Source organism: Rhizomicrobium sp., assembly GCA_037200985.1.
In the GTDB taxonomy this organism is placed as follows: Bacteria; Pseudomonadota; Alphaproteobacteria; order Micropepsales; family Micropepsaceae; genus Rhizomicrobium.
Genome location: JBBCGJ010000001.1, coordinates 1,831,490 through 1,849,572, shown reverse-complemented (window position 1 = coordinate 1,849,572; position 18,083 = coordinate 1,831,490). Strand labels below are relative to the sequence as shown.

At 67.7% G+C, this 18,083-nt stretch carries 22 protein-coding genes; 3 read left to right on the top strand and 19 right to left on the bottom strand.

Annotated elements, in window-relative coordinates:
* Positions 1-363 precede the first annotated feature (363 nt).
* Positions 364-1,455, bottom strand: coding sequence for a citrate synthase/methylcitrate synthase (locus WDN01_08975; protein MEJ0026145.1), 1,092 nt, complete (start codon positions 1,453-1,455; stop codon positions 364-366).
* An 83-nt stretch (positions 1,456-1,538) separates the two neighbouring features.
* Between WDN01_08975 and WDN01_08970 the strand changes: the two genes are divergently transcribed.
* Entirely contained in the window at positions 1,539-2,750 is a 1,212-nt protein-coding gene (locus tag WDN01_08970) for a citrate synthase family protein (protein ID MEJ0026144.1), read from the top strand.
* 1 nt (position 2,751) lies between these two features.
* On the opposite strand, the gene WDN01_08965 is transcribed toward WDN01_08970, so the two are convergent.
* The 7 genes from WDN01_08965 to WDN01_08935 form a co-directional block, all read right to left on the bottom strand.
* Positions 2,752-3,228, bottom strand: a complete 477-nt coding sequence (locus WDN01_08965) for a hypothetical protein (GenBank protein MEJ0026143.1) — start codon at positions 3,226-3,228, stop codon at positions 2,752-2,754.
* Between the two features lie 146 nt (positions 3,229-3,374).
* A complete protein-coding gene (locus WDN01_08960; protein ID MEJ0026142.1) occupies positions 3,375-4,019 on the bottom strand; it encodes a methyltransferase in 645 nt (214 codons plus the stop codon).
* 29 nt (positions 4,020-4,048) lie between these two features.
* On the bottom strand, positions 4,049-4,504 hold the full coding sequence (locus tag WDN01_08955) for a 2OG-Fe(II) oxygenase (protein ID MEJ0026141.1): 456 nt from the start codon (positions 4,502-4,504) through the stop codon (positions 4,049-4,051).
* Between the two features lie 164 nt (positions 4,505-4,668).
* The gene (locus WDN01_08950) at positions 4,669-5,625 is read right to left on the bottom strand and encodes a fatty acid desaturase family protein (GenBank protein MEJ0026140.1); all 957 of its coding nucleotides are present in this window, start codon (positions 5,623-5,625) and stop codon (positions 4,669-4,671) included.
* A gap of 15 nt (positions 5,626-5,640) precedes the next feature.
* Complete coding sequence (gene ubiA / locus WDN01_08945; GenBank protein MEJ0026139.1) at positions 5,641-6,576, bottom strand: 4-hydroxybenzoate octaprenyltransferase; 936 nt, start codon at positions 6,574-6,576, stop codon at positions 5,641-5,643.
* Complete coding sequence (locus tag WDN01_08940; GenBank protein ID MEJ0026138.1) at positions 6,573-6,908, bottom strand: type II toxin-antitoxin system PemK/MazF family toxin; 336 nt, start codon at positions 6,906-6,908, stop codon at positions 6,573-6,575. Before WDN01_08940 ends, ubiA begins: the two co-directional genes overlap by 4 nt.
* On the bottom strand, positions 6,898-7,131 hold the full coding sequence (locus tag WDN01_08935; GenBank protein MEJ0026137.1) for an AbrB/MazE/SpoVT family DNA-binding domain-containing protein: 234 nt from the start codon (positions 7,129-7,131) through the stop codon (positions 6,898-6,900). Before WDN01_08935 ends, WDN01_08940 begins: the two co-directional genes overlap by 11 nt.
* A gap of 60 nt (positions 7,132-7,191) precedes the next feature.
* Between WDN01_08935 and WDN01_08930 the strand changes: the two genes are divergently transcribed.
* Entirely contained in the window at positions 7,192-7,944 is a 753-nt protein-coding gene (locus WDN01_08930; protein ID MEJ0026136.1) for a 16S rRNA (uracil(1498)-N(3))-methyltransferase, read from the top strand.
* A 131-nt stretch (positions 7,945-8,075) separates the two neighbouring features.
* Here WDN01_08930 and WDN01_08925 read toward each other — a convergent pair whose 3' ends face one another.
* The 3 genes from WDN01_08925 to WDN01_08915 form a co-directional block, all read right to left on the bottom strand.
* Positions 8,076-9,095 (bottom strand): SRPBCC family protein, encoded by a 1,020-nt coding sequence (locus WDN01_08925; GenBank protein ID MEJ0026135.1) that lies wholly within the window; start codon positions 9,093-9,095, stop codon positions 8,076-8,078.
* Positions 9,092-9,391 carry a metalloregulator ArsR/SmtB family transcription factor gene (locus tag WDN01_08920; GenBank protein ID MEJ0026134.1) on the bottom strand — a complete coding sequence of 100 codons (300 nt, stop codon included), beginning with the start codon at positions 9,389-9,391 and terminating at the stop codon, positions 9,092-9,094. Before WDN01_08920 ends, WDN01_08925 begins: the two co-directional genes overlap by 4 nt.
* A gap of 82 nt (positions 9,392-9,473) precedes the next feature.
* Positions 9,474-10,058, bottom strand: a complete 585-nt coding sequence (locus WDN01_08915) for a hypothetical protein (protein ID MEJ0026133.1) — start codon at positions 10,056-10,058, stop codon at positions 9,474-9,476.
* A gap of 212 nt (positions 10,059-10,270) precedes the next feature.
* Between WDN01_08915 and WDN01_08910 the strand changes: the two genes are divergently transcribed.
* On the top strand, positions 10,271-11,635 hold the full coding sequence (locus WDN01_08910) for a glutamate--cysteine ligase (protein ID MEJ0026132.1): 1,365 nt from the start codon (positions 10,271-10,273) through the stop codon (positions 11,633-11,635).
* A 4-nt stretch (positions 11,636-11,639) separates the two neighbouring features.
* Here WDN01_08910 and WDN01_08905 read toward each other — a convergent pair whose 3' ends face one another.
* From WDN01_08905 to WDN01_08870, 8 genes are read right to left on the bottom strand one after another with little or no spacing between them, the layout of a single operon-like run.
* Positions 11,640-12,041, bottom strand: coding sequence for a YdbL family protein (locus WDN01_08905; protein ID MEJ0026131.1), 402 nt, complete (start codon positions 12,039-12,041; stop codon positions 11,640-11,642).
* 18 nt (positions 12,042-12,059) lie between these two features.
* A complete protein-coding gene (locus tag WDN01_08900) occupies positions 12,060-12,245 on the bottom strand; it encodes a YnbE family lipoprotein (protein ID MEJ0026130.1) in 186 nt (61 codons plus the stop codon).
* Positions 12,242-14,962 (bottom strand): YdbH domain-containing protein, encoded by a 2,721-nt coding sequence (locus tag WDN01_08895; protein MEJ0026129.1) that lies wholly within the window; start codon positions 14,960-14,962, stop codon positions 12,242-12,244. Before WDN01_08895 ends, WDN01_08900 begins: the two co-directional genes overlap by 4 nt.
* 44 nt (positions 14,963-15,006) lie before the next feature.
* Positions 15,007-15,198 carry a hypothetical protein gene (locus tag WDN01_08890; GenBank protein MEJ0026128.1) on the bottom strand — a complete coding sequence of 64 codons (192 nt, stop codon included), beginning with the start codon at positions 15,196-15,198 and terminating at the stop codon, positions 15,007-15,009.
* A gap of 28 nt (positions 15,199-15,226) precedes the next feature.
* Positions 15,227-16,267 (bottom strand): aldo/keto reductase, encoded by a 1,041-nt coding sequence (locus WDN01_08885; protein ID MEJ0026127.1) that lies wholly within the window; start codon positions 16,265-16,267, stop codon positions 15,227-15,229.
* Positions 16,264-16,623 (bottom strand): carboxymuconolactone decarboxylase family protein, encoded by a 360-nt coding sequence (locus WDN01_08880; protein ID MEJ0026126.1) that lies wholly within the window; start codon positions 16,621-16,623, stop codon positions 16,264-16,266. The genes WDN01_08885 and WDN01_08880 overlap by 4 nt, the downstream gene beginning before the upstream one ends.
* A gap of 10 nt (positions 16,624-16,633) precedes the next feature.
* The gene (locus WDN01_08875) at positions 16,634-17,500 is read right to left on the bottom strand and encodes a pirin family protein (GenBank protein MEJ0026125.1); all 867 of its coding nucleotides are present in this window, start codon (positions 17,498-17,500) and stop codon (positions 16,634-16,636) included.
* Positions 17,501-17,515: 15 nt separating this feature from the next.
* Positions 17,516-18,079: a nucleotidyltransferase family protein gene (locus WDN01_08870; protein ID MEJ0026124.1), complete on the bottom strand. Its 564-nt coding sequence runs from the start codon at positions 18,077-18,079 to the stop codon at positions 17,516-17,518.
* Positions 18,080-18,083: the final 4 nt, after the last annotated feature.

The window sequence follows — 18,083 nt, the reverse complement described above, 5'->3', positions numbered from 1 at the left end:
GGGGGACCGCGAAGCGGTGGAGGGGGCACGACGGGGCGGCCCCCTCCGCCTCGCTTCGCTCGGCACCTCCCCCGCAACAGCGGGGGAGGAAAACAGCTTATCCAACACCCCGCGCACCGGCCGTAGGATGGTCGCATGAAATCGAGCCGTACTCATCAATGCCCGCAAATCCGGGCACGAAGCTTGGTCGCGTGTGCGAGCGCAAGCGGCCGTGCTCGCGCATCCGCACGCCCCGCTGCGTGGATAAGTCCCTCCCGCCGCCATGATTTGGAAAGGTTGGCGGCGGGTGAGCTGCGCAAAACCTCGAAAACAATTATATTGCCGAAAGTGCGCCAACCCTTTGGAGCGCCAGCGACAATCGCGCTACGCCGGCATCTCTCCGATATAGGCCGAGCTCGGCCGGAGCAGCCGCCCGCGCCGCTGCTGCTCGCGGGCATGCGCCGTCCAGCCGGCCGCCCGCGCCGCCGCGAAGATCGGCGTGAACGCCTGCCGCGGAATCTGCAAGGCATCGAGCAGGATCGCGGTGAAGAACTCGACATTGGTGTCGAGCGGATGATCCGGCTTCTTCCGCCGGAGCGCCTCGCGCGCATAGGCCTCCACTTCGGCCGCGAAGGGCAGGTCGACGGCATTGTTCGCCAGCTTCGCCATCGCCGTCTTCAGCACATCGGCGCGCGGGTCGCGCACCTTGTAGACGCGATGGCCGAAACCCATCAGCCGCTCGCCATGCGCCAGCGCGCCGTCGATCCACGGCTTGATCCGCTCGCGCGTGCCGATGGCATCGAGCATCTCCAGCACCGGCTCCGGCGCGCCGCCGTGCAACGGGCCGGTCAGCGCGCAATAGCCGCCGGTGACCGCGCAGAAGAGATCGGCCCGCGTCGAGGCGATCACCCGCGCGGTGAAGGTCGAGGCGTTCATGCCGTGATCGCTGACGGTGACGAAATAGGCGTCGAGCGCCGCCGCCTCCGCCGCGCTGGGCGCGCGGCCGTGCAGCATCGACAGCGTGTCCGCCGCATGGCTCAGCGTGGCGTTGGGGATGAAAGGCTGCTTGCCTTTGCTTCGCTGCACCAGCGCGCCGATGATGACGGGCAGGGCGCCGACGATGGTCGCGTCCGGCGTCAGCCCGTGCTCGGCCCGCAGCGTCGCGATCGCGGCCCGCATGCCGTCGACGATGGAAAGCCCTTCGCTCGCGGCGAGAAACTGCCCGACATGGCCGAACGCCCGCACCCGCGCCTCGCCCAGGGCCGCGCGGACCTCCGCCTCGCTGATCGGCGTGGCCGTCGCCGCGGTCCACAGCCGCGCCGTGACGCCCTCGAAGCTCGATTTGGCCGCGAGGTCCGCGACCCGCTCGCCGGCGATGATCAGCTCGCCCTTCTGTCCGTCGACATGGCTGAGCGCGGTCTCCGCCGCCGCCACGCCGTCCAGCCCGATGGGAGATTTGCTGCTTTGCAGGGTCATGGCCGTCGGTCCCGTGTTCTGTTGCGTTGCACAAAAGATCGGCCGCCTGGACGTATTGATCAATCTTGATTAGCATGATCAACATGAATAATTCCGAGGACGCCCTCTACCTCTCTGCCCGCGACGCCGCCACCGAGCTCGCCGTCTCGCCGGCCACGCTCTACGCCTATGTCTCCCGCGGCCTGATCCGCTCCGAGCCCGGCGAGACCCCGCGCAGCCGCCGCTACCGGGCCGAGGACGTCCGCGGCCTCAAGAACCGCCGTGCGCCCCTGGTCGAGACCCAGGGCCTCAAATCCGCCGACCTGCCGGTGATGGACAGCGCCGTCTCGACCATCACGGCGGAGGGCCCGATCTATCGCGGCGTGCGCGCCACCGCGCTGGCGGAGAGCGCGACCTTCGAGCAATGCGCCACGCTGCTGTGGGATTCCAAATCCGCCGACCCCTTCGCGAAAGCGAACCTGCCGGTGGTCTCGCCCGCGATGCGCGCCATCCTGGCGGCGACGCGCGGCGCGCCGCCGATCGACCGCGCCGTCGCGGTGCTGTCCCAGGCCGCCGAAGCCGATCCGCGCGCCTACAATTCGGTCGCCGAGGGCCGCGCCGCCACCGGCGCCCGTATCCTGCGCCTCGCCGTCGCCGCGATGATCGAGGCCGAGCCCTCCGCCGAGCCGCTGCACAAGCAGATCGCCCGCGCCTGGGCGCCCAAGCACAAACATGCGGAGGATTTGATCCGCCGCGCTCTGGTCCTGCTGGCCGACCACGAGCTCAACGCCTCGACCTTCACCGTGCGCTGCGCCGCCTCGACCGGCGTCAGCCTTTACGATGCGATCATCGCCGGCCTCGTCGCGCTGAAGGGTCCGCGCCATGGCGGCGTCGGGCCGCTCGCGGCCAAGCTGCTCGATACACTCCTGGAGGGCGACATCGCCGCCGTCGTGCGCGAGCGCGTCGCGCTGGGCGAGCGCTTCCCCGGGTTCGGCCACATGGTCTATCAGGGCGGCGATCCGCGCGCCGTGTCGCTGCTCGGCGCGCTGATTAAGACCGGCATCGACAAGCGCCTCGCGGTCGAGATCCCCGAGCGCATCAAGGAAGCGACCGGCGCCTTCGCCAATTGCGACTACGCCCTCGCCGTGATGCGCCGCGCCCTCGACATGCCCGCCGGCAGCGAGACCACGCTGTTCGCGATGGCCCGCCTCGCCGGCTGGGTCGCGCATGCGAGCGAACAGCTCGAAACCCGCAAGCTCATCCGCCCGCGCGCCCGCTACACCGGTCCCGCGCCGACGCCGTTGCGCAAGCGCTGACTTAAGCGTTGTGCTCGGGATGCGCCGGCTCGGAGCCGTTGCCGTGCCAGGCGTGCTCGGCCTCGTCTTGCGCGTCCTTGGCGGCGGCCTGCGCCGTGTCGGCGGCGTGTTCGCCCGCTTCTGTCGCGGCCTGGGCGCCGTTGCGCATGCTCTGGCCGACGCTCTCGATGCCGTCGGCAAGGAAGTGCCGCGCCGTCTCGTGCAGGCGCAGCGACCGGCTGTACATGTCGCGGCTGACTTCGGTGAACCACTTCTCCTGCGCCGCCGCCAGGCTGGCGAGATCGGTGCGGTTGGCGCAATGCGCCAGCACTTCGCCGTTGAGGCTGTGCAGGCGGTTGAGCATGTCCATGGTCTCGCCGCGCATCGCGCTCATGCTCTTCTCGAAATACACGCGGGACTGGTTCATGGCTTCGTTCCAGGGCGCGAACATGGCCATCGTGTTGCGTTCCATGTCACGAACGGTGTTTCTGGCGTCCATTGCGGATCTCCTTCGCTTGGTGGGCGTGCCGCACAGGGTGCGCGAAAGCCGCTTCGACACGCATTGGAATAATTGCTGCGCCGCAATATCGTTCCGAGGCGCTCTTGCGAAATTGGCGTGACGAACTTGCTACGAAGTCGTGACGCTCAGGCGATCAGCCGGTAGACGCCGGTCTCGCGGATCTCGCGGTCTTCCAGGTCGCGCGTCGTCTGCACGCGATAGGTCGCGAGCTTCTCGACGCCGCCCTTCGGGAAATAGCTGCGCCCCGGATCGCCCAGCAGCACGCTGGCGCCATGTACCGCGCGGTCGGTCAGCCACGCCAACAGCTGTTCCGCCAGCGGCCGCTCATAGCACATGTCGCCGACCAGGATGACGCGCCAATTGCCGTCCGATCCGATCAGGTCGCTGGTCGTCGCGCCCAGGATCGCGCTGTTGGCGATGGCGTTGAGCTTGATCGCGGCATAGGCGAAGGGATCGACGTCCGCGGCCATGATGCGCTCCGCGCCCGCCATCGCCGCGGCGATGGCGACGAGCCCCGACCCCGACCCGAAATCCAATATGTCCTTGCCGCGCACCTCGGCCGGATGATCGAGCACATAGCGCGCCAGCGCCTGGCCGCCCGCCCAGGCGAACGCCCAATAGGGCGGCGGCACGCCCTGCGCCTGAAGCTCCTCCTCGGTCAGCCGCCACAGCGGCACGACCTCGGTCGCCAGGTGCAGCACGATCTCGGGCACCAGCGGCGGCGCGGCCAAGGCGGTGTTGGCGCGGATGAAGTCTTTGGGATCGGTCACGCCCGTTCTTATCGCGTTTGGGCCAAGGATCAAATCGCCGGCGGTTCGGACAGGAACCAGCCGCCGAACACGGTGCGCGGCCCGCCCGCCGTCACCGGCGTGACGCGATGCATCAGCGTCTTGTCGATGGCGAAGATGAGCGCGCCGAAGGGCTGCACATGCGCGTGCGCGAAGAACGCGGCTTCGGCGCCGCGCCGCTTCATCTCGAAGCGCCCGCCTTCGTAAGGCTCGGTTCCGAGATTGACCGTCACCGCCAGCATCCGCGCGTGTCCCGGCACCAGGTCGTTGTGCCAATCAAGATGCTGGCCGCCGCCGGCCTCGAAACGCGCGGTCGCGCCGCCCACCGCGGCCAGCGGCGCCGTCGCGGTGACGGTCTCGACCCAGCGCCGCAACGCCGGCCGTCCCAGCAGCCAGCACAGCAGCGGGCCGGTGCGCGGCGGGTCTTCGCGCAGCCGGTTTCCGGGAACATGGATGTCGTCGGGCACGAACGCTGCCGGCCAATGCCTGCGTGAGCACCGCCCGGACATCGGGCGCGAACAGGTCCGGCAGTTCGAGCACGCGATGCTCGGCGAAGTGCGCGGCGGTCCGCGCATCGGCCGCGGCGTCGCCTCCGACGCCGGTCCCGTGTCCCGTCATGGGAAGATGCACGTCAGGCCGCCAGCACGGCGGGCGCGTCCGGCTTGCTGGTCGCCATCTTCAGCACCGCGAGATAACCCGGCTGGATTTCCATCTTCGGCCCCAGGCCCTTGGCCAGCAGCAGCGCATGCAGCCTGGGCAGGTTGTAGCAGGGCACGTAGAACAGGAGGTGATGGTCGACGTGGTAGTTCACCCAATAGGGTGCCACCAGCGCCCGCACGAACCAGTTGGCATAGGTGGTGCGCGCATTGCGGAACGCGTCGTTGTTGTCGGGCACCACCGCGTGCTCGGCGATATTGCGCACCCGGGTGATCGCCATCTGCCAGGTGAGATTGGGCAGCACCCAGAACATCAGGAAATAATGCGGCTTGCCGAACGCCGTCATCAGCGCCAGGAGGACGAGCTGCACGAGATATTGCCGCCCGATCCGGTCCCAGAAGAATTTCGCGCGCACCGCGAAGGGCTGCCCCGGCGCGCCCAGCGAGCGCAGGAACTGCGACTTGCGCTGCTTGTAGCCGGTCTGCCCGGTGAGGTCGCGGATCATCTTGCGGCGAAAGCTGTCGCGGGTGATCGGGAATTTCGCCGACAGGCCGAGATCGGGATCGTCCGCCTGCTGCGTGCGGCGGTGGTGCACGAGGTGATAGTGCCGATAGCCGATCATGTCGGCCATGGTCGGATAGGCGCACAGCCACTGCCCGGCCCATTCGTTCAGCCGGCGCGTCTTCATCAGCACGCCATGCGCCGCGTCGTGCATCAGGATGGCGAGACCGAGCTGGCGGCTGCCGATCACGATCACCGCGGCGAGGAAGGTCAGCGGATTGGGCCACAGGGCATAGACCGCCATCGCCGCGCCGATCACCGCCCAGGCATGGATCACGCACAGCATGCCGGTGAGGTCGGAGCGCGCGCGGACGCTCTCCATTTCCGCGGGCGTGAACACGGTGGTCGGATCGAAGCGCTGCACGTTCATGAGGGAATTATACGCTCACCAAATCCAGCTCGAAAGCACAAAGGCCGCCGCGATGAGTGCCCCTGCGTCACGATTGGCGCGGAACAAGGTCAGGCAGCGCGCCGGATCCTCGATCTTCAGCGTGTGGACCTGCCAGAGGAAATGCCCGCCGGCGGCGAACATGACGATGGCGAAGGGCCAGCCGGCATGTTCCGCGAACCCCGCCGCCAGGATCAGCGCGAAGGACGCCGCGTAGAATCCCAGCACCCAGTCGCGCGCCCGGGCGCCGAACAGGATCGCGGTCGATTTCACGCCGATCAGCGCGTCGTCCTCCTTGTCCTGGAGCGCGTAGATCGTGTCGTAGCCCAGCGTCCAGAAGAACAGCCCCGCATAGAGCATCGCATCGGCCGCATCGACGGTCCCGGTCTGCGCCGCGAAGCCGACGAGCGCCCCCCAGTTGAAGGTCAGCCCCAGCCAGGCCTGCGGCCACCAGGTGATCCTTTTCATGAACGGATAGGCGGCGACCAGCAGCAGCGATGCCGCGCCGATCTCGATGGCGGAGAGATTGAGCTGGACGAGCACGGCGAGTCCCACGGCCAATTGCGCCGCCAGGAACAGCCAGGCCTGGCGCACCGTCACCGCGCCGGAGGGGATGGGCCGCGCCCGCGTCCGCGCCACCTTCGCGTCGATATCGCGGTCGACGATGTCGTTATAGGTGCAGCCCGCCCCGCGCATCACCAGCGCGCCGATGCCGAACAGCACGAGCAGGTAGACGTCGTGCCATGCCGCGAAGGGCCGCTCGCTCGCGATGGCGCCCAGCGCCAGCCCGAACACGCAGGGCCAATAGAGCAGCCAGGTCCCGATCGGCCGGTCCAGCCGCATCAGCCGCAGATAGGGCCGCAGGCCCGGCGGCATGCCATCGACCCAGCTTGAGGGGATCGCGTCGGCGGGTTTGGCGGCATCGACCGTCATGGTGCGTATCGTTTCCACAGAGCCGCCACGGCATTTCGATCCTTTGGCGTCAGCTCGCCGATCCGTCTTGCAATCAGCGAGTCGCTCACGGTTGCCAGGCGCGCGAGACGAATGACGCAATCTTCGGGAAGGCCGACGTTTTCACGATCGGAGATCTGCACGTCGTCACGCCTGACTCCGGACTTGGCGGTTGTTATCATCGCGATCCAGTAGACGCCTTGCTCGGCACGAAGTCTGTCGGAAGAGACGATCAGGGCCGGCCTGCGTTTCGAATCCGTGCCCTCGATGAAAGGAAAGGCCACCGCGACGACGTCCCAGCGCTTATAGGTCACGGAACGCGGCTTCGTCTTCGGCGCTGTTCCATTCTTGGAATGCATCTTCGGAGAGTTTCAGAAACGCATGGTCGACCGCGTCGACCCGCCTCAGCGTGACCCTTCCCTTTTCCACTTCGAAAAGAACCCGATCGCCTTCCTTCAACCGCAGGACTTTGCGCACCTCGACCGGAATCGTAGCCTGTCCCTTGGACGTCAGACGCGTCATCAGCGGCTTGTTCATGGTCCATCCGTGTAATACGTATTACGTAATACCAGTTGCGCAGCGTGCGGTCGAGGCTTCTTGGCACCAGAACTCACCTATCCCGGCGGCAAGCTGCGTCTCTTTGTCGAGGCGCCGCTGGGGCAGGGCGCGCGGGTCGTTCCCGACGATGCGCAGGTGCATTACCTGCTGCACGTCATGCGGGCGAAGGCCGGCGATCGCGCCCTGCTGTTCAACGGCGCCGGCGGCGAATGGCTGGCGCGCATCGCGGAGGTCTCCAAACGGTCCTGCGTGCTGGAATGCGAACGCCGCGTCGAACCGCAAACGGAAGTCCCCGACCTCTGGCTTTGCTTCGCGCCGATCAAGAAGACGCCGGCCGATTATGTGGTCCAGAAGGCGACCGAATTGGGCGTCCGCGTCCTCCAGCCGGTCTATACCCGCCGCACCATCGTCACCCGGGTCAATCTCGACCGCATGCGCGCCAACGCCGTCGAGGCCGCCGAGCAGTCCGGCCGGCTCAGCGTGCCCGAGACGCGCGAGCCGCTCGCTTTCGACAAGCTGCTGGCGGCGTGGCCGAAGGACCGTCGCCTGATCTTCTGCGATGAGGGCGGTGCGCCGTCGATGGCCGATGCCTTGCGCGCTCTGGCGGACGGCCCGGCCGCGATCTTCACCGGCCCCGAAGGCGGCTTCGATCCCGCCGAGCGCGAAGCCTTGCGCGCGCTGTCCTTCGTGACGCCGGTCTCGCTGGGCCCCCGCATCCTGCGCGCCGACACGGCGGCGCTGGCGGCGCTGTCGATATGGCAGGCGGTGAAAGGCGATTGGCACGAAGCCTGATCGTCTTGCGCCGCAATCGAAACTGTCATGCCCGCGCCGGCGGGCATCCAGTGACTGGGCGGTCCGCCAAGACCGGAGTCCCGCCTGCGCGGGAATGACATCTGGAATTTGTTCAGGAACTGCGAAGTCCTCTACCGCTCCAGCTTCTCCAGATCCGCCCCATACACCGCCGCGTTCTTCTTCATGTAAACGTCTCGCTCCTCGACCGCCTCGCCGCGCAACCCCGCGCCCAGCATGTCGAGGAAGCTGTGCCAGCCCATCGCGTTCTGTGTCTCGAAGCGGTCCAGGATCGGCAAATGGTCCAGCGTCAGCAGAACCTCCTTTCCGCGCGTCTCCAGCGCGAACGACAGATACGATTCCGGGTAGGCCGACACCGCATCCGGTCCGTCCTCCGCCCCGAACACGTTCCAGGTGTAGCTGAGCCGGCGCGGCGGCGCCCATTGCGTCACCGTCCCGCGGATATGTCCGCCCATCAGCCGCACCGCGCCGCCGACCCGCGGTTCGATCGTGCTGTCCGCGTCGAACCATTGCGGCAGGTGCTTGGTGTCGGTCAGGAAAGCCCACACCTTCTCGATCGGCCCCGGCAGGAAACGCTCGAACCGCACGGCGGCAACGCGCGCCGCACGGGCCTTCTCTTCCTCGCCAAGCTCCGTCGCATGGCGGGCGCGATAGGCGGCGGCGATCTCGGCCTCGTTCTGATCGGCATAGGGGACGAATTCTTCGTCCACGCCGCGCGGGAAGATGTCGAGGAACGCCTCCCAGCCGCCCATGAACGGCACCATCTCGCGCATCCGGCATCCGGGCGGGAAGCTGTGCGTCAGCCGCAGCCGGCAGCCGTCGCCGTCCGGCGACAGTTCCCAGCGCGCCGAGGATTGCGGCATGCCGTAATCCTCGAGCCAGGAATATTCGAGCAGCCGCAGCGGCTCCAGCGCGGTGATCGCGCCCGTCACCACCACTGCGGGCCCGCGGAAATAGATGAGATATTTTCCGCCGACGCGAAGCTCGACCTCCACCTCGCCCAGCCATTTCTTCAGGACGGCCGCGTCGGTCAGCGCCGCCCAGACTTTCGCCACCGGCCGGTCGATCCGCCGCTCGAATGTCAGGGCGTGACTCCCGTCGCTCCGCCGTGTCAGTATCCCGTCGAGCTTCATGTCTTTCGCAGCTCCGCTTCGAGTGCATCGAGCTTGTCGGTCCAGAATTTCCGAAGGCCGGCGATCCAGTTCGCGACCTCGCCGATCCCTTCCGGATCGAGTTCGTAAAAACGTTTTTGTTTTTCGGGGCGCACGCGCACCAGTTTGGCGTCCCGCAGCGTCTTCAGATGCTGCGAAATCGCCGGCGCGCTGACCTCGAACCGCCGGGCGATGTCCCCGGACGACAGGGCGCCTCCCGCCAGCATTTCCAAAATACGCTGACGCGTCGGATCGGCGAGGGCGGCGAGAGATTCCATGTTCAAAAGATGTAGTATATACTTAATTAAGTCAATACGAAAATAAGTACCGCATGACATGCCCGGCCGATTTGGGCGGGACCTATTGGGCGGCGACGCTGGTCTTGGCTGCTGGCGCCGTGTGGGCTAGCCGCCTGGCGATGCCGGCGAGGAAGGTCTGGTTGCGGCTCTTGAGATCGGCCATGAACTTGGCCGGATCGCGCACGAACGGGTCGTCGGCACTGGTGGTCAGGCCGACCGCGGCCGCGACCTCTTTCACGAAGATCACGCAGTTATGGGTGTCGAGATCGTAGGAAGGCTGCTTGTCGTTGCGCCAGCGTTCGACCACCGCCAGCACCGCCGCATACTGCGCGTCGGTCAACGGAAACGAGAAGTAGGGCCGGTCCTTGGCGATATAGTCGTCGTCGACGGCCACGACCGCGCCGTCGACCCGGCCGAACAGGATGGACGGCCCCACCACCGGCGGCGTGAAGCCGAAATTCGCCTTAACCGCCGCGCCGCCCGCGTCGGGCGTGCCGACCAGCGTGACATAGGCATGCGGAAACTCGACCCAGAGGCCTTTGCCGCCGAGCTGATGCGCATAGAAGGAGATGGTGACAGCGGCATCCGCCGGCGCGACGGTCAATCCAAGGGCCAGAGCAGCCAGCAGCAGTCGTCGAAAGCGCACGTTTCCCTCCCTCGCGCCGCTACGAAAAACGCCGCAAAAGAAGGAACGGCGCAAGACGGCCATGCGAATTTCCGGTGACGCTGAAGCGGCCCTCAAGGCATTCGCTTGCACTTGTGTAAAGGGCTATCTAGATAGCGAATCGCTGAACGGCCAATTCAATATTCACGTGACGATGTGGGGACTTTGCATCCCCGCGCAGGGGAACGAGGCGCATGTCCATTCCACAGTCAGCCGGCGGCCCGATCGAGTCGCGCGACGATCTCGTCCGCCATCTGTCCGACGGCTGCAAGCCGCGTTCGGAATGGCGCATCGGCACCGAGCACGAGAAATTCGTCTACGACCTGAAGACCCACAAGCCGCTCGCCTACGACACCTCGCCCGGCATCCGCCAGCTCCTCGATGGCATGAAGCGTTTCGGCTGGGAGCCGGTCCTGGAAGAGGGCAACATCATCGGGCTGACGCAGAACCAGGCTTCGCTCAGCCTGGAGCCTGGCGGCCAGTTCGAGCTTTCCGGCGCGCCGCTCCGGACCGTGCACGAGACCTGCGCCGAGACCAACCTGCATCTCGAACAGACGCGCGAAGTCGCGGGCGAGATCGGCGCTGGCGTCATCGGCCTCGGCTTCGCGCCGACCTGGTCGATGGACGAGACCCACATGATGCCCAAGGGCCGCTATCAGATCATGCGGCGCTACATGCCGAAGGTCGGCGGCTACGGCCTCGAGATGATGTTCCGCACCTGTACCGTGCAGGTGAATCTCGACTTCTCCTCCGAAGCCGACATGGTCAAGAAATTCCGCGTCGGCCTCGCGCTCCAGCCCGTCGCGAGCGCGCTCCTGGCGAACTCGCCGTTCCGCGAAGGCAAGCCCAACGGGTTTCTGTCGTATCGCAGCCAGGTCTGGACCGACGTCGACAACGCCCGCGCCGGCATGCTGCCCTGGGTATTCGAGAGCGGCATGTCGTTCGAGCGCTATGTCGACTACGCGCTCGACGTCCCGATGTACTTCGTCTACCGCGACGGCAAATATATCGACGTCGCCGGCAAGAGCTTCCGCGACTTCCTTAGCCACACGATTCCCGAGGTGAAGGACATCCAGCCGATGATGTCGGACTGGGCCGATCACCTGACGACGATCTTCCCCGAAGTCCGCCTCAAGAAATTCCTCGAGATGCGCGGCGCCGACGGCGGCCAGTGGCGGCGCATCTGCGGCATGCCGGCGCTGTGGGTCGGGATCTACTACGATCAGGTCGCGCTCGACGCCGCCTGGGATCTCGTCAAGGACTGGACGGCCGAAGAGCGCCAGGCGATGCGCGATGCCGTCCCCAAACAGGCCTTCAAGACGCCGTTCCGCAACACCACCGTGCACGCCATCGCGCACCGCATGCTGGAGATTTCGTCGGCGGGCCTGCGCCGCCGTGCCGAACTCGACAGCGGCGGCATGAGCGAGGACGGGTTCCTCAACCCGCTGCGCGAGCTCGTCTCGCGCGGCCACACCCGCGCCGAGGAATTGCTGAAGAACTACTACGGCGCCTGGGGCCGCGACCTGACCCCGCTGTTCAAAGAATACAATTTCCTCTGAGCGGCTACTTCTTGGACCAGGAGCCGTCGAGCGGCTTGAAGTACTGCCCCGCCGGCACTTTGCCCAGAAGCTGCGCGCCGGTCGCCTGCGCCGCCGCCTCCGGCGTCACGCCCGACTTGGCCGCGGTATTGGCATAGACGGCGCGGCGCGCCGCGTTGATCTCCGACACCGCCGCGGTGGTCGCCGCGTCGGCGCTGCCGTTGACGAAGCCGAGATAGCCGTCGGCCTGCTCGCCCACCGTGCCGGCCGCCTTGGCGGCATCGACGGTCGCCTTGTCGCTCGCGAGATCGGCCAGCGCGGGAACCGCTCCCAGGACGGAAGCCGCCGGCACCGCCGCCAGCGCCAGCACGAAACCCAGCGCCGCCGCGCGGCTCTTGCTCTTCAGCGTATCGAACATCGCGTTCATGGGAGAGGGTCCTTCGGATCAGAAGAGGTCGGGGTTTTGCTGGATGGCGGTCTGGACTTCCTTGTCCAGCCGCACGCGCACATCGGCGTCCAGCTTGGCGTAGATGTTGATCGGCGCGACTTCGACCTTGATGGTCGGGGTGCACGCGCAAAGGACTGCCGCGAGCGGCACGCCCAGCAGGACGGCGCGGATCGGATCGGTCATTTAAGGCCTCCTGGCTGCGCCGGTGCGGACGGCGTTCCGCCGCCCGGCCAAGCAGTCCTATAGGATCGGAGGAGTTCGTCAAAATTAAGGGAGGTATCGAGCGTCAGGTCGACCGCCGTTCCGCTCGGCAGGTCGATGGGCTTGGCGAAGGCATTGCCGTTGATCAGGTCGAAAAGGCCGATATGCGCCTCCTGATGGGTCGGCGGGTCGCTCTTGCCCTTGATGTGGAACAGCACCGACAGCCGGCCATTGGCGACGCTGTTGAGTTCCGCCGTCAGCGAATCGAACGCCAGATGCTCCAGGGCCTGATAGGCGAAGTCCTGTATCGAACCGCCGCTCGCGACCGTGCCCTTGGTCCACACCGTGCGGTTCACCTCCAGCCGGCCCGCGCCGTCGGACTGCAGATGCCCCTTGGCGATGCGGAAGTTCCCGTCCGCGAGGGCGAACGGCACGGTGCCCGAGACGCGCCCGGTGAGCTTCACCTTCTCGCCGACATTGGTGGCGGTGACGAGTTCCGCCAGGTCGATGCCGTCGAGCCGCGCCGTCGTCCCGATCGCCGCCGATCCGCTGAGCGGCAGCGTGAAGGCGTCGAGCGCCAGCGTGCCGCCCGCGATCGCGGTCCGCGCCGCCTCGATCGTCACCGCGTCCGGCCCGACCGCGAAGCGCGCCGACAACGCGGTCAGCGGCAGCGTCCAGTCGACCTTCGCCGCCGTGAGCGTCTGGCCGGGCAGGCTGCGCGGCGGCAGCAGCGAGCTCAGCGCGATGGTTCCGTTCACCCCATGCGCCATGCCCAGCGGCGTGCGGAACGCGACGTCCTGGAGCGTCAGCCGTCCCTGGCTGCTCAGCCCCTTGCGCGACCAGGCGACCGTCCCTTCGAACGCCACCGCGCCGTCCGCGCGCTGCACCGGCGCAAGCAGCGGCGACAGGTCCTTGGGCTGGAGCTTGCCGTCCGCGAAGGCGAGCTTCGCCACATGGAGCTGCGCCGCGCCCGCGCCGCTTGCCAGCGAATGGGAGAAATCCGCCGTGCCGATCGCGATGCCGCCGCGCGCCTCGCGCACCATGGCCCGTCCGCGCACCACGCCATGCGTCAGGACCGCCGTTCCGGTCGCGCTCAGCGCCGCGAACCGCTTGCCGGTGCGGTCCGTCACGCGCGCCACGGCGAACGAGATCGTGCCGCTTTGCGCCTGCGATCCGCCGCGCAGCGCGACGATGCCGGATGCCCCGCCGAGCGTCGCATTGGCCGACGCGATCTCGGCCGCGGCCTCCTGCACGCGCGCCGCGGCCGACCAGCCCGCGCCATCGCGCAAGATCAAAGGCTGCGCGCCCGAGGGACACAGCCGCGCCCGCACATTCGCCGCCGCGGCGCGCCCGCCGCCCGTCACCTGCGCGACCCGCAGCGACGCGCACCGCGTGAGCGACACCCGCATGGTCTCGCCCGCCACCGCGACGTGCGCCGCCGCCTCGACCGCCGCCGCGCGCAACGGCCCATAGGAGCCCTGCAGCGACAGTTCCAGATCGGCCTGCGACCGCTCCGGCGTCCATTGGAAGCGGGAGGACTGCGCCGCGACGCGTGGCAGTCCCGGCCCGGCCAGCGTCAGCGCGACCGATCCGGTCGCGGCTTGCGGAAGGCCCGAGACGTCGAGTGCCGCGACGTCCAGCACCGCGCCGTTGCCGCCCGTGACGCGCGCCGGCCGCTGCAGCGCCACGCCGAACAGCCCGTCGCGCGCCGCGACATGCGCCTCCATCGTCAGCGACACCGTCCCGGACGCGGCGCCGATCAATGCGTTGAGCAGCGCCTTGTCCACGCCGGGCAGGCGCGCCAGCAGTGCGCGCGTCCGGTCCGCCGGCACCTGCGCCGATGCCTGCATCACGACATCCGTCTGCCCGGAGAGCTTGCCGTCCGCGCCGGCCGCTGCCGTCGGCGCCTTGAGCGACAGCCGCAGCATTCCGTCCGTGGCCGCAAGCTCGGCCGTCCGGATGGCGGCCTGCGAGACGGCGATCTCCGCCGACGTCGCTGCCACCGTCACGCCGTTGCCGCTCGTCCAATGCAGGCCGACGAGGGTCGCGCCGCCGCGCAGCGAGACCGCGTCGTCGTCCACCGCGAACTCGCCGCGCGCGTCATAGCCGCCGGCGCGCGCCTGCGCCGACACCGCTCCGCCGAGCCGTATTGTCCGTCCGTTCAGCCGCAGCGTCGTGGGCAGGAGACGTCCTGCCAGCGTCACCGGCCGCCCGTGCTCCAGCCGCGCATCGCCGTCGATTTCCGCCGCGCCATAGGGCGTCTCCAGCAGCACGCGCGCCGCCTCCAGCGTCACGACAAGATCGTCGCTCACGAACCGCGAATGTCCGCCGGCGCTGTTCCTCAGCCGCTCGATCCAGTCCTGGAGCTGGGGCAGGGTGATGGTTCCGTCGGCGCCCAGGCGCGCGCGGATGACCGGCCGCGTCACCACGACGGCGCTCACCCGCGGCATCGGCCCGCCCTCCAGCACCACCCGGATCGCGTCCGCCGTGATCGCCGGCGCGTCGGCGCCGCCCAGACGCAGGCGCAGCGTCGCGCCGCCGAAATCGAAGTTCCGCACCTCGACGTCGGAGACGACGCCTTGCGCCTCCAAGTACAGCCGGGCAGCCATCTGCAGCAGCGGCACGCGCGCGACCCAGACGGCGATGATCAGCGCGACGAAACCGCCGACGGCGATTGCGGCGCGGCGAAGCCATGTCATGGCCCCGTTCTAGCCTGCGCCGGTGCGCCCGGCCAGCACGCGCGTCAGATCCGCCGCGATGCGAAGATCAGCACCAGTCCGAACGCGGCGAGCACCGCGCCGCGATACGCCCATTGCATGTGGTTCGCCATGAAACCGATGGGAACCAGGCCGGTTCCCTGGCATACCCACCACACGCCGAGGAGCGCGGCGAGTATGCCGACGACGAACAAAAGCGTCCGAAAAAATCCGCGCATCGCGTCCCCACTCCCCAAAAACGTGCCGCTATTTCGGCTGCGGCACGCGCTCGGCGCCCTGGCGCCACACCATCCAGCCCGGATATTCCTGCGGCAGGGCGCTGACCTCGTCGAGCTTCTTCAGATCGTCCGCGCCGAGCGTCAGCTTGGCCGCTTCGAGATTGTCGTCGAGCTGCTCCATCGTCTTGGCGCCGATGATCACGCTCGTCACGAAGGACTTCGCCAGCACATAGGCGAGCGCCACGCGCGCCACCGACACGCCGTGCGCCTGGCCGATCTCGCGCATCGCGTCGACGCATTTCCAGGCCCTGTCCTTGTCCACCGGCGGGAAGTCGAACGCGACGCGGCGCGCGCCCTCCGGCCCGTTGCTGCCCGGCCCGAACTTGCCCGAGAGCAGGCCGCCGGCCAGCGGCGACCACACCATCAGCCCGACCTTCTGGTCCTGCATCATCGGCACGATCTCGCGTTCCAGGTCGCGCCCGGCGATCGAGTAATAGGCCTGGATGGTCTGCAGCTTCGCGAAGCCGCGATGCTCGGCGATGCCGTTGGCCTTCATCACCCGCCAGGCCTGCCAGTTGGAGCAGCCGACGTAACGCACCATGCCCTGGCGCACGAGATCGTCGAGCGCCCGCATCGTCTCCTCGACCGGCGTGACCGCGTCGGTCGCGTGGATCTGATAGAGGTCGATGTGATCGGTCTGCAGCCGTTCCAGGCTGCGCGCCACGGAATCCATGATATGGCCGCGCGAGGCGCCGATGTCGTTCGGTCCTGGCCCGACGCGGCCGTAGCACTTGGTCGCCACCACGACGTCGGAACGCTTCACGCCGATATCCTTGAGCGCCTGTCCGGTCAGCTTCTCCGAATTGCCCAGCGAATAGACGTCGGCGGTGTCGAGGAAGTTCACGCCGGCTTCGAGGCTCCTGGCGACGAGCGCGGTCGCCTCCTTCTGGCCGACATCGCCGATCGCGGCCCAGATGCCGGCATTCTTGACGTCGCCCGCGAAGGTCATGGTGCCGAGGCAGATTTCGGAGACGAACAGGCCGCTATGGCCGAGCTGGTTGTACTTCATGGTTTGACCTCGTTCTGTTGTGCATAGGTATGGAAGGCGTCGATGACATGCGCCGAATAGACCATCGTCGCGCCGGCATTGACCATGATGGCCACGCCCAGCGCGTCGGTGATCTCCTCCTTGCTGGCGCCGGCGCGGACCGCCGCCTCGGTATGCGCGTTGATGCAGCCGTCGCAGCGCAGCGTCACCGCGACGCCGAGCGCGATCAGCTCGCGTGTCTTGGCGTCCAGATGTTTCGAGGCGGCATTGGCATGGTGGAACGCGGCATAGGCCTTCACCAGGTCGGGATTGGCCGCGCCCATTTCCTTCACCGCGGCGCCGATCTGGCCCCGATAGTCTTTCCAGTCGCGGATCATGGCGTTCGTCCTAGTGCTGCTCGGGCAGGGGGATGAATTCGACGTCGTCGCCGGGGATTTTGCCGAAGACGCCGGACGTCCAGTCCTGCTTGGCGCGCCCGATCCGCTCTTTCGAGCTGGAGACGAAATTCCACCAGACATGGCGCTGGCCGTCCAAGGGCGCGCCGCCCAGCAGCATGACGCGCGCATCGCTCGCCGCCTTGATCGCGGCGCGCTCGTTCTTGTCGAAGATGATCATGTCGCCGTCGCCATGGGCGCCGCCGCCGGCCTCGATCGTCCCGCCCACCACCATGGCGCCGCGTTCCTCGTATTCGTCGGGCAGGGTGACGGTCGCGCCGGCCTTGATCTGGGCATCGACGTAGAAAATCTCCATCGGCACCCGCACCGGCGCGGTCAGGCCGTAGGCCTTGCCGGTCACGACGCGCAGCACCGCGCCTTCGCGCTCCCGCACCGGCAGGTCGGCCTTGGCGATATGCTGGAAGCTCGGCGGGTCTTCCTCGTTCGCCGTCGGCAAGCCGACCCAGCTCTGGATGCCGTGCATCCGATGTCCGGCGGCGCGCACATCGGGGCCGGTACGCTCGGAATGCGCGATGCCGCGCCCCGCCGTCATCCAGTTCACATCGCCGGGAAGGATCTCCTGATGGCTGCCCAGCGTGTCGCGATGCACCTGCGATCCGTCGAACAGATAGGTGATGGTGGCGAGACCGATATGGGGATGCGGCCGCACGTCGAGGCCTTTGCCGGGCGGGAATTCGACCGGTCCGAAATAGTCGAAGAACACGAAGGGGCCGACGGTGTGCTGTCCGATTTGCGGCAGCACCCGCGCCACGCGGAAGCCGTCGCCGAGTTCGCGTGCCTTGCCTTTGAGATCGCGCATGGGTGTGTCCTGCAGTCAGGCCGGCAGGATAGTAATCTCCGGCCACACATCGCGCCAGCGCGCCGCCTTCTCCGCATAACGGTCGGGATGAAAATTCGGCGCGCGGTTGGGGCGAATTGTCGTACTCGCGATGTCCGCGAAGCCCCTGGGGGCATAGATCTCGAAACCCGCGCCCGCCGGTCGCATGCCGACCATGGCGCAATCGCACAGGAAACGGTCGATCCCGTCCGTCGTGCGCGCCAGCGGCGGGTAGGGCGACCCGAACTTCTCCTGGTACCAGATGTGGACCCGGCCCTGATTGCGTACCTGGACGTCGACGGTGAGGTCGGCGAACAGGGCACCTGCCTTCTTTATGACCGCATCCTCCGCCTCCCAGGACGGATCGGGATCGAAATAGAAGACGTCGTAGTCCAGGATGCCATGGGTCGGCGGCCTTCCGGTGCGGACATTCCACACGGTCTGGAACAGCGCCCCCGACACCAGCCAGCAATCCGGCGCGTCGAGGGCCGCCAGCCGCGCGAGGATTTCCCGATTGAACGGATTGGCGAGGACGGCTGCGGTGAAGGTGTCCCTGTCCATGGCC

Bases quoted from the DNA above. Each gene is read 5' to 3' on its own strand.
- WDN01_08975 (MEJ0026145.1), bottom strand. From the start codon at position 1,455: ATGACCCTGCAAAGCAGCAAATCTCCCATCGGGCTGGACGGCGTGGCG.
- WDN01_08970 (MEJ0026144.1), top strand. From the start codon at position 1,539: ATGAATAATTCCGAGGACGCCCTCTACCTCTCTGCCCGCGACGCCGCC.
- WDN01_08965 (MEJ0026143.1), bottom strand. From the start codon at position 3,228: ATGGACGCCAGAAACACCGTTCGTGACATGGAACGCAACACGATGGCC.
- WDN01_08950 (MEJ0026140.1), bottom strand. From the start codon at position 5,625: ATGAACGTGCAGCGCTTCGATCCGACCACCGTGTTCACGCCCGCGGAA.
- ubiA (MEJ0026139.1), bottom strand. From the start codon at position 6,576: ATGACGGTCGATGCCGCCAAACCCGCCGACGCGATCCCCTCAAGCTGG.
- WDN01_08935 (MEJ0026137.1), bottom strand. From the start codon at position 7,131: ATGAACAAGCCGCTGATGACGCGTCTGACGTCCAAGGGACAGGCTACG.
- WDN01_08925 (MEJ0026135.1), bottom strand. From the start codon at position 9,095: ATGAAGCTCGACGGGATACTGACACGGCGGAGCGACGGGAGTCACGCC.
- WDN01_08920 (MEJ0026134.1), bottom strand. From the start codon at position 9,391: ATGGAATCTCTCGCCGCCCTCGCCGATCCGACGCGTCAGCGTATTTTG.
- WDN01_08910 (MEJ0026132.1), top strand. From the start codon at position 10,271: ATGTCCATTCCACAGTCAGCCGGCGGCCCGATCGAGTCGCGCGACGAT.
- WDN01_08905 (MEJ0026131.1), bottom strand. From the start codon at position 12,041: ATGAACGCGATGTTCGATACGCTGAAGAGCAAGAGCCGCGCGGCGGCG.
- WDN01_08900 (MEJ0026130.1), bottom strand. From the start codon at position 12,245: ATGACCGATCCGATCCGCGCCGTCCTGCTGGGCGTGCCGCTCGCGGCA.
- WDN01_08895 (MEJ0026129.1), bottom strand. From the start codon at position 14,962: ATGACATGGCTTCGCCGCGCCGCAATCGCCGTCGGCGGTTTCGTCGCG.
- WDN01_08890 (MEJ0026128.1), bottom strand. From the start codon at position 15,198: ATGCGCGGATTTTTTCGGACGCTTTTGTTCGTCGTCGGCATACTCGCC.
- WDN01_08885 (MEJ0026127.1), bottom strand. From the start codon at position 16,267: ATGAAGTACAACCAGCTCGGCCATAGCGGCCTGTTCGTCTCCGAAATC.
- WDN01_08880 (MEJ0026126.1), bottom strand. From the start codon at position 16,623: ATGATCCGCGACTGGAAAGACTATCGGGGCCAGATCGGCGCCGCGGTG.
- WDN01_08875 (MEJ0026125.1), bottom strand. From the start codon at position 17,500: ATGCGCGATCTCAAAGGCAAGGCACGCGAACTCGGCGACGGCTTCCGC.
- WDN01_08870 (MEJ0026124.1), bottom strand. From the start codon at position 18,079: ATGGACAGGGACACCTTCACCGCAGCCGTCCTCGCCAATCCGTTCAAT.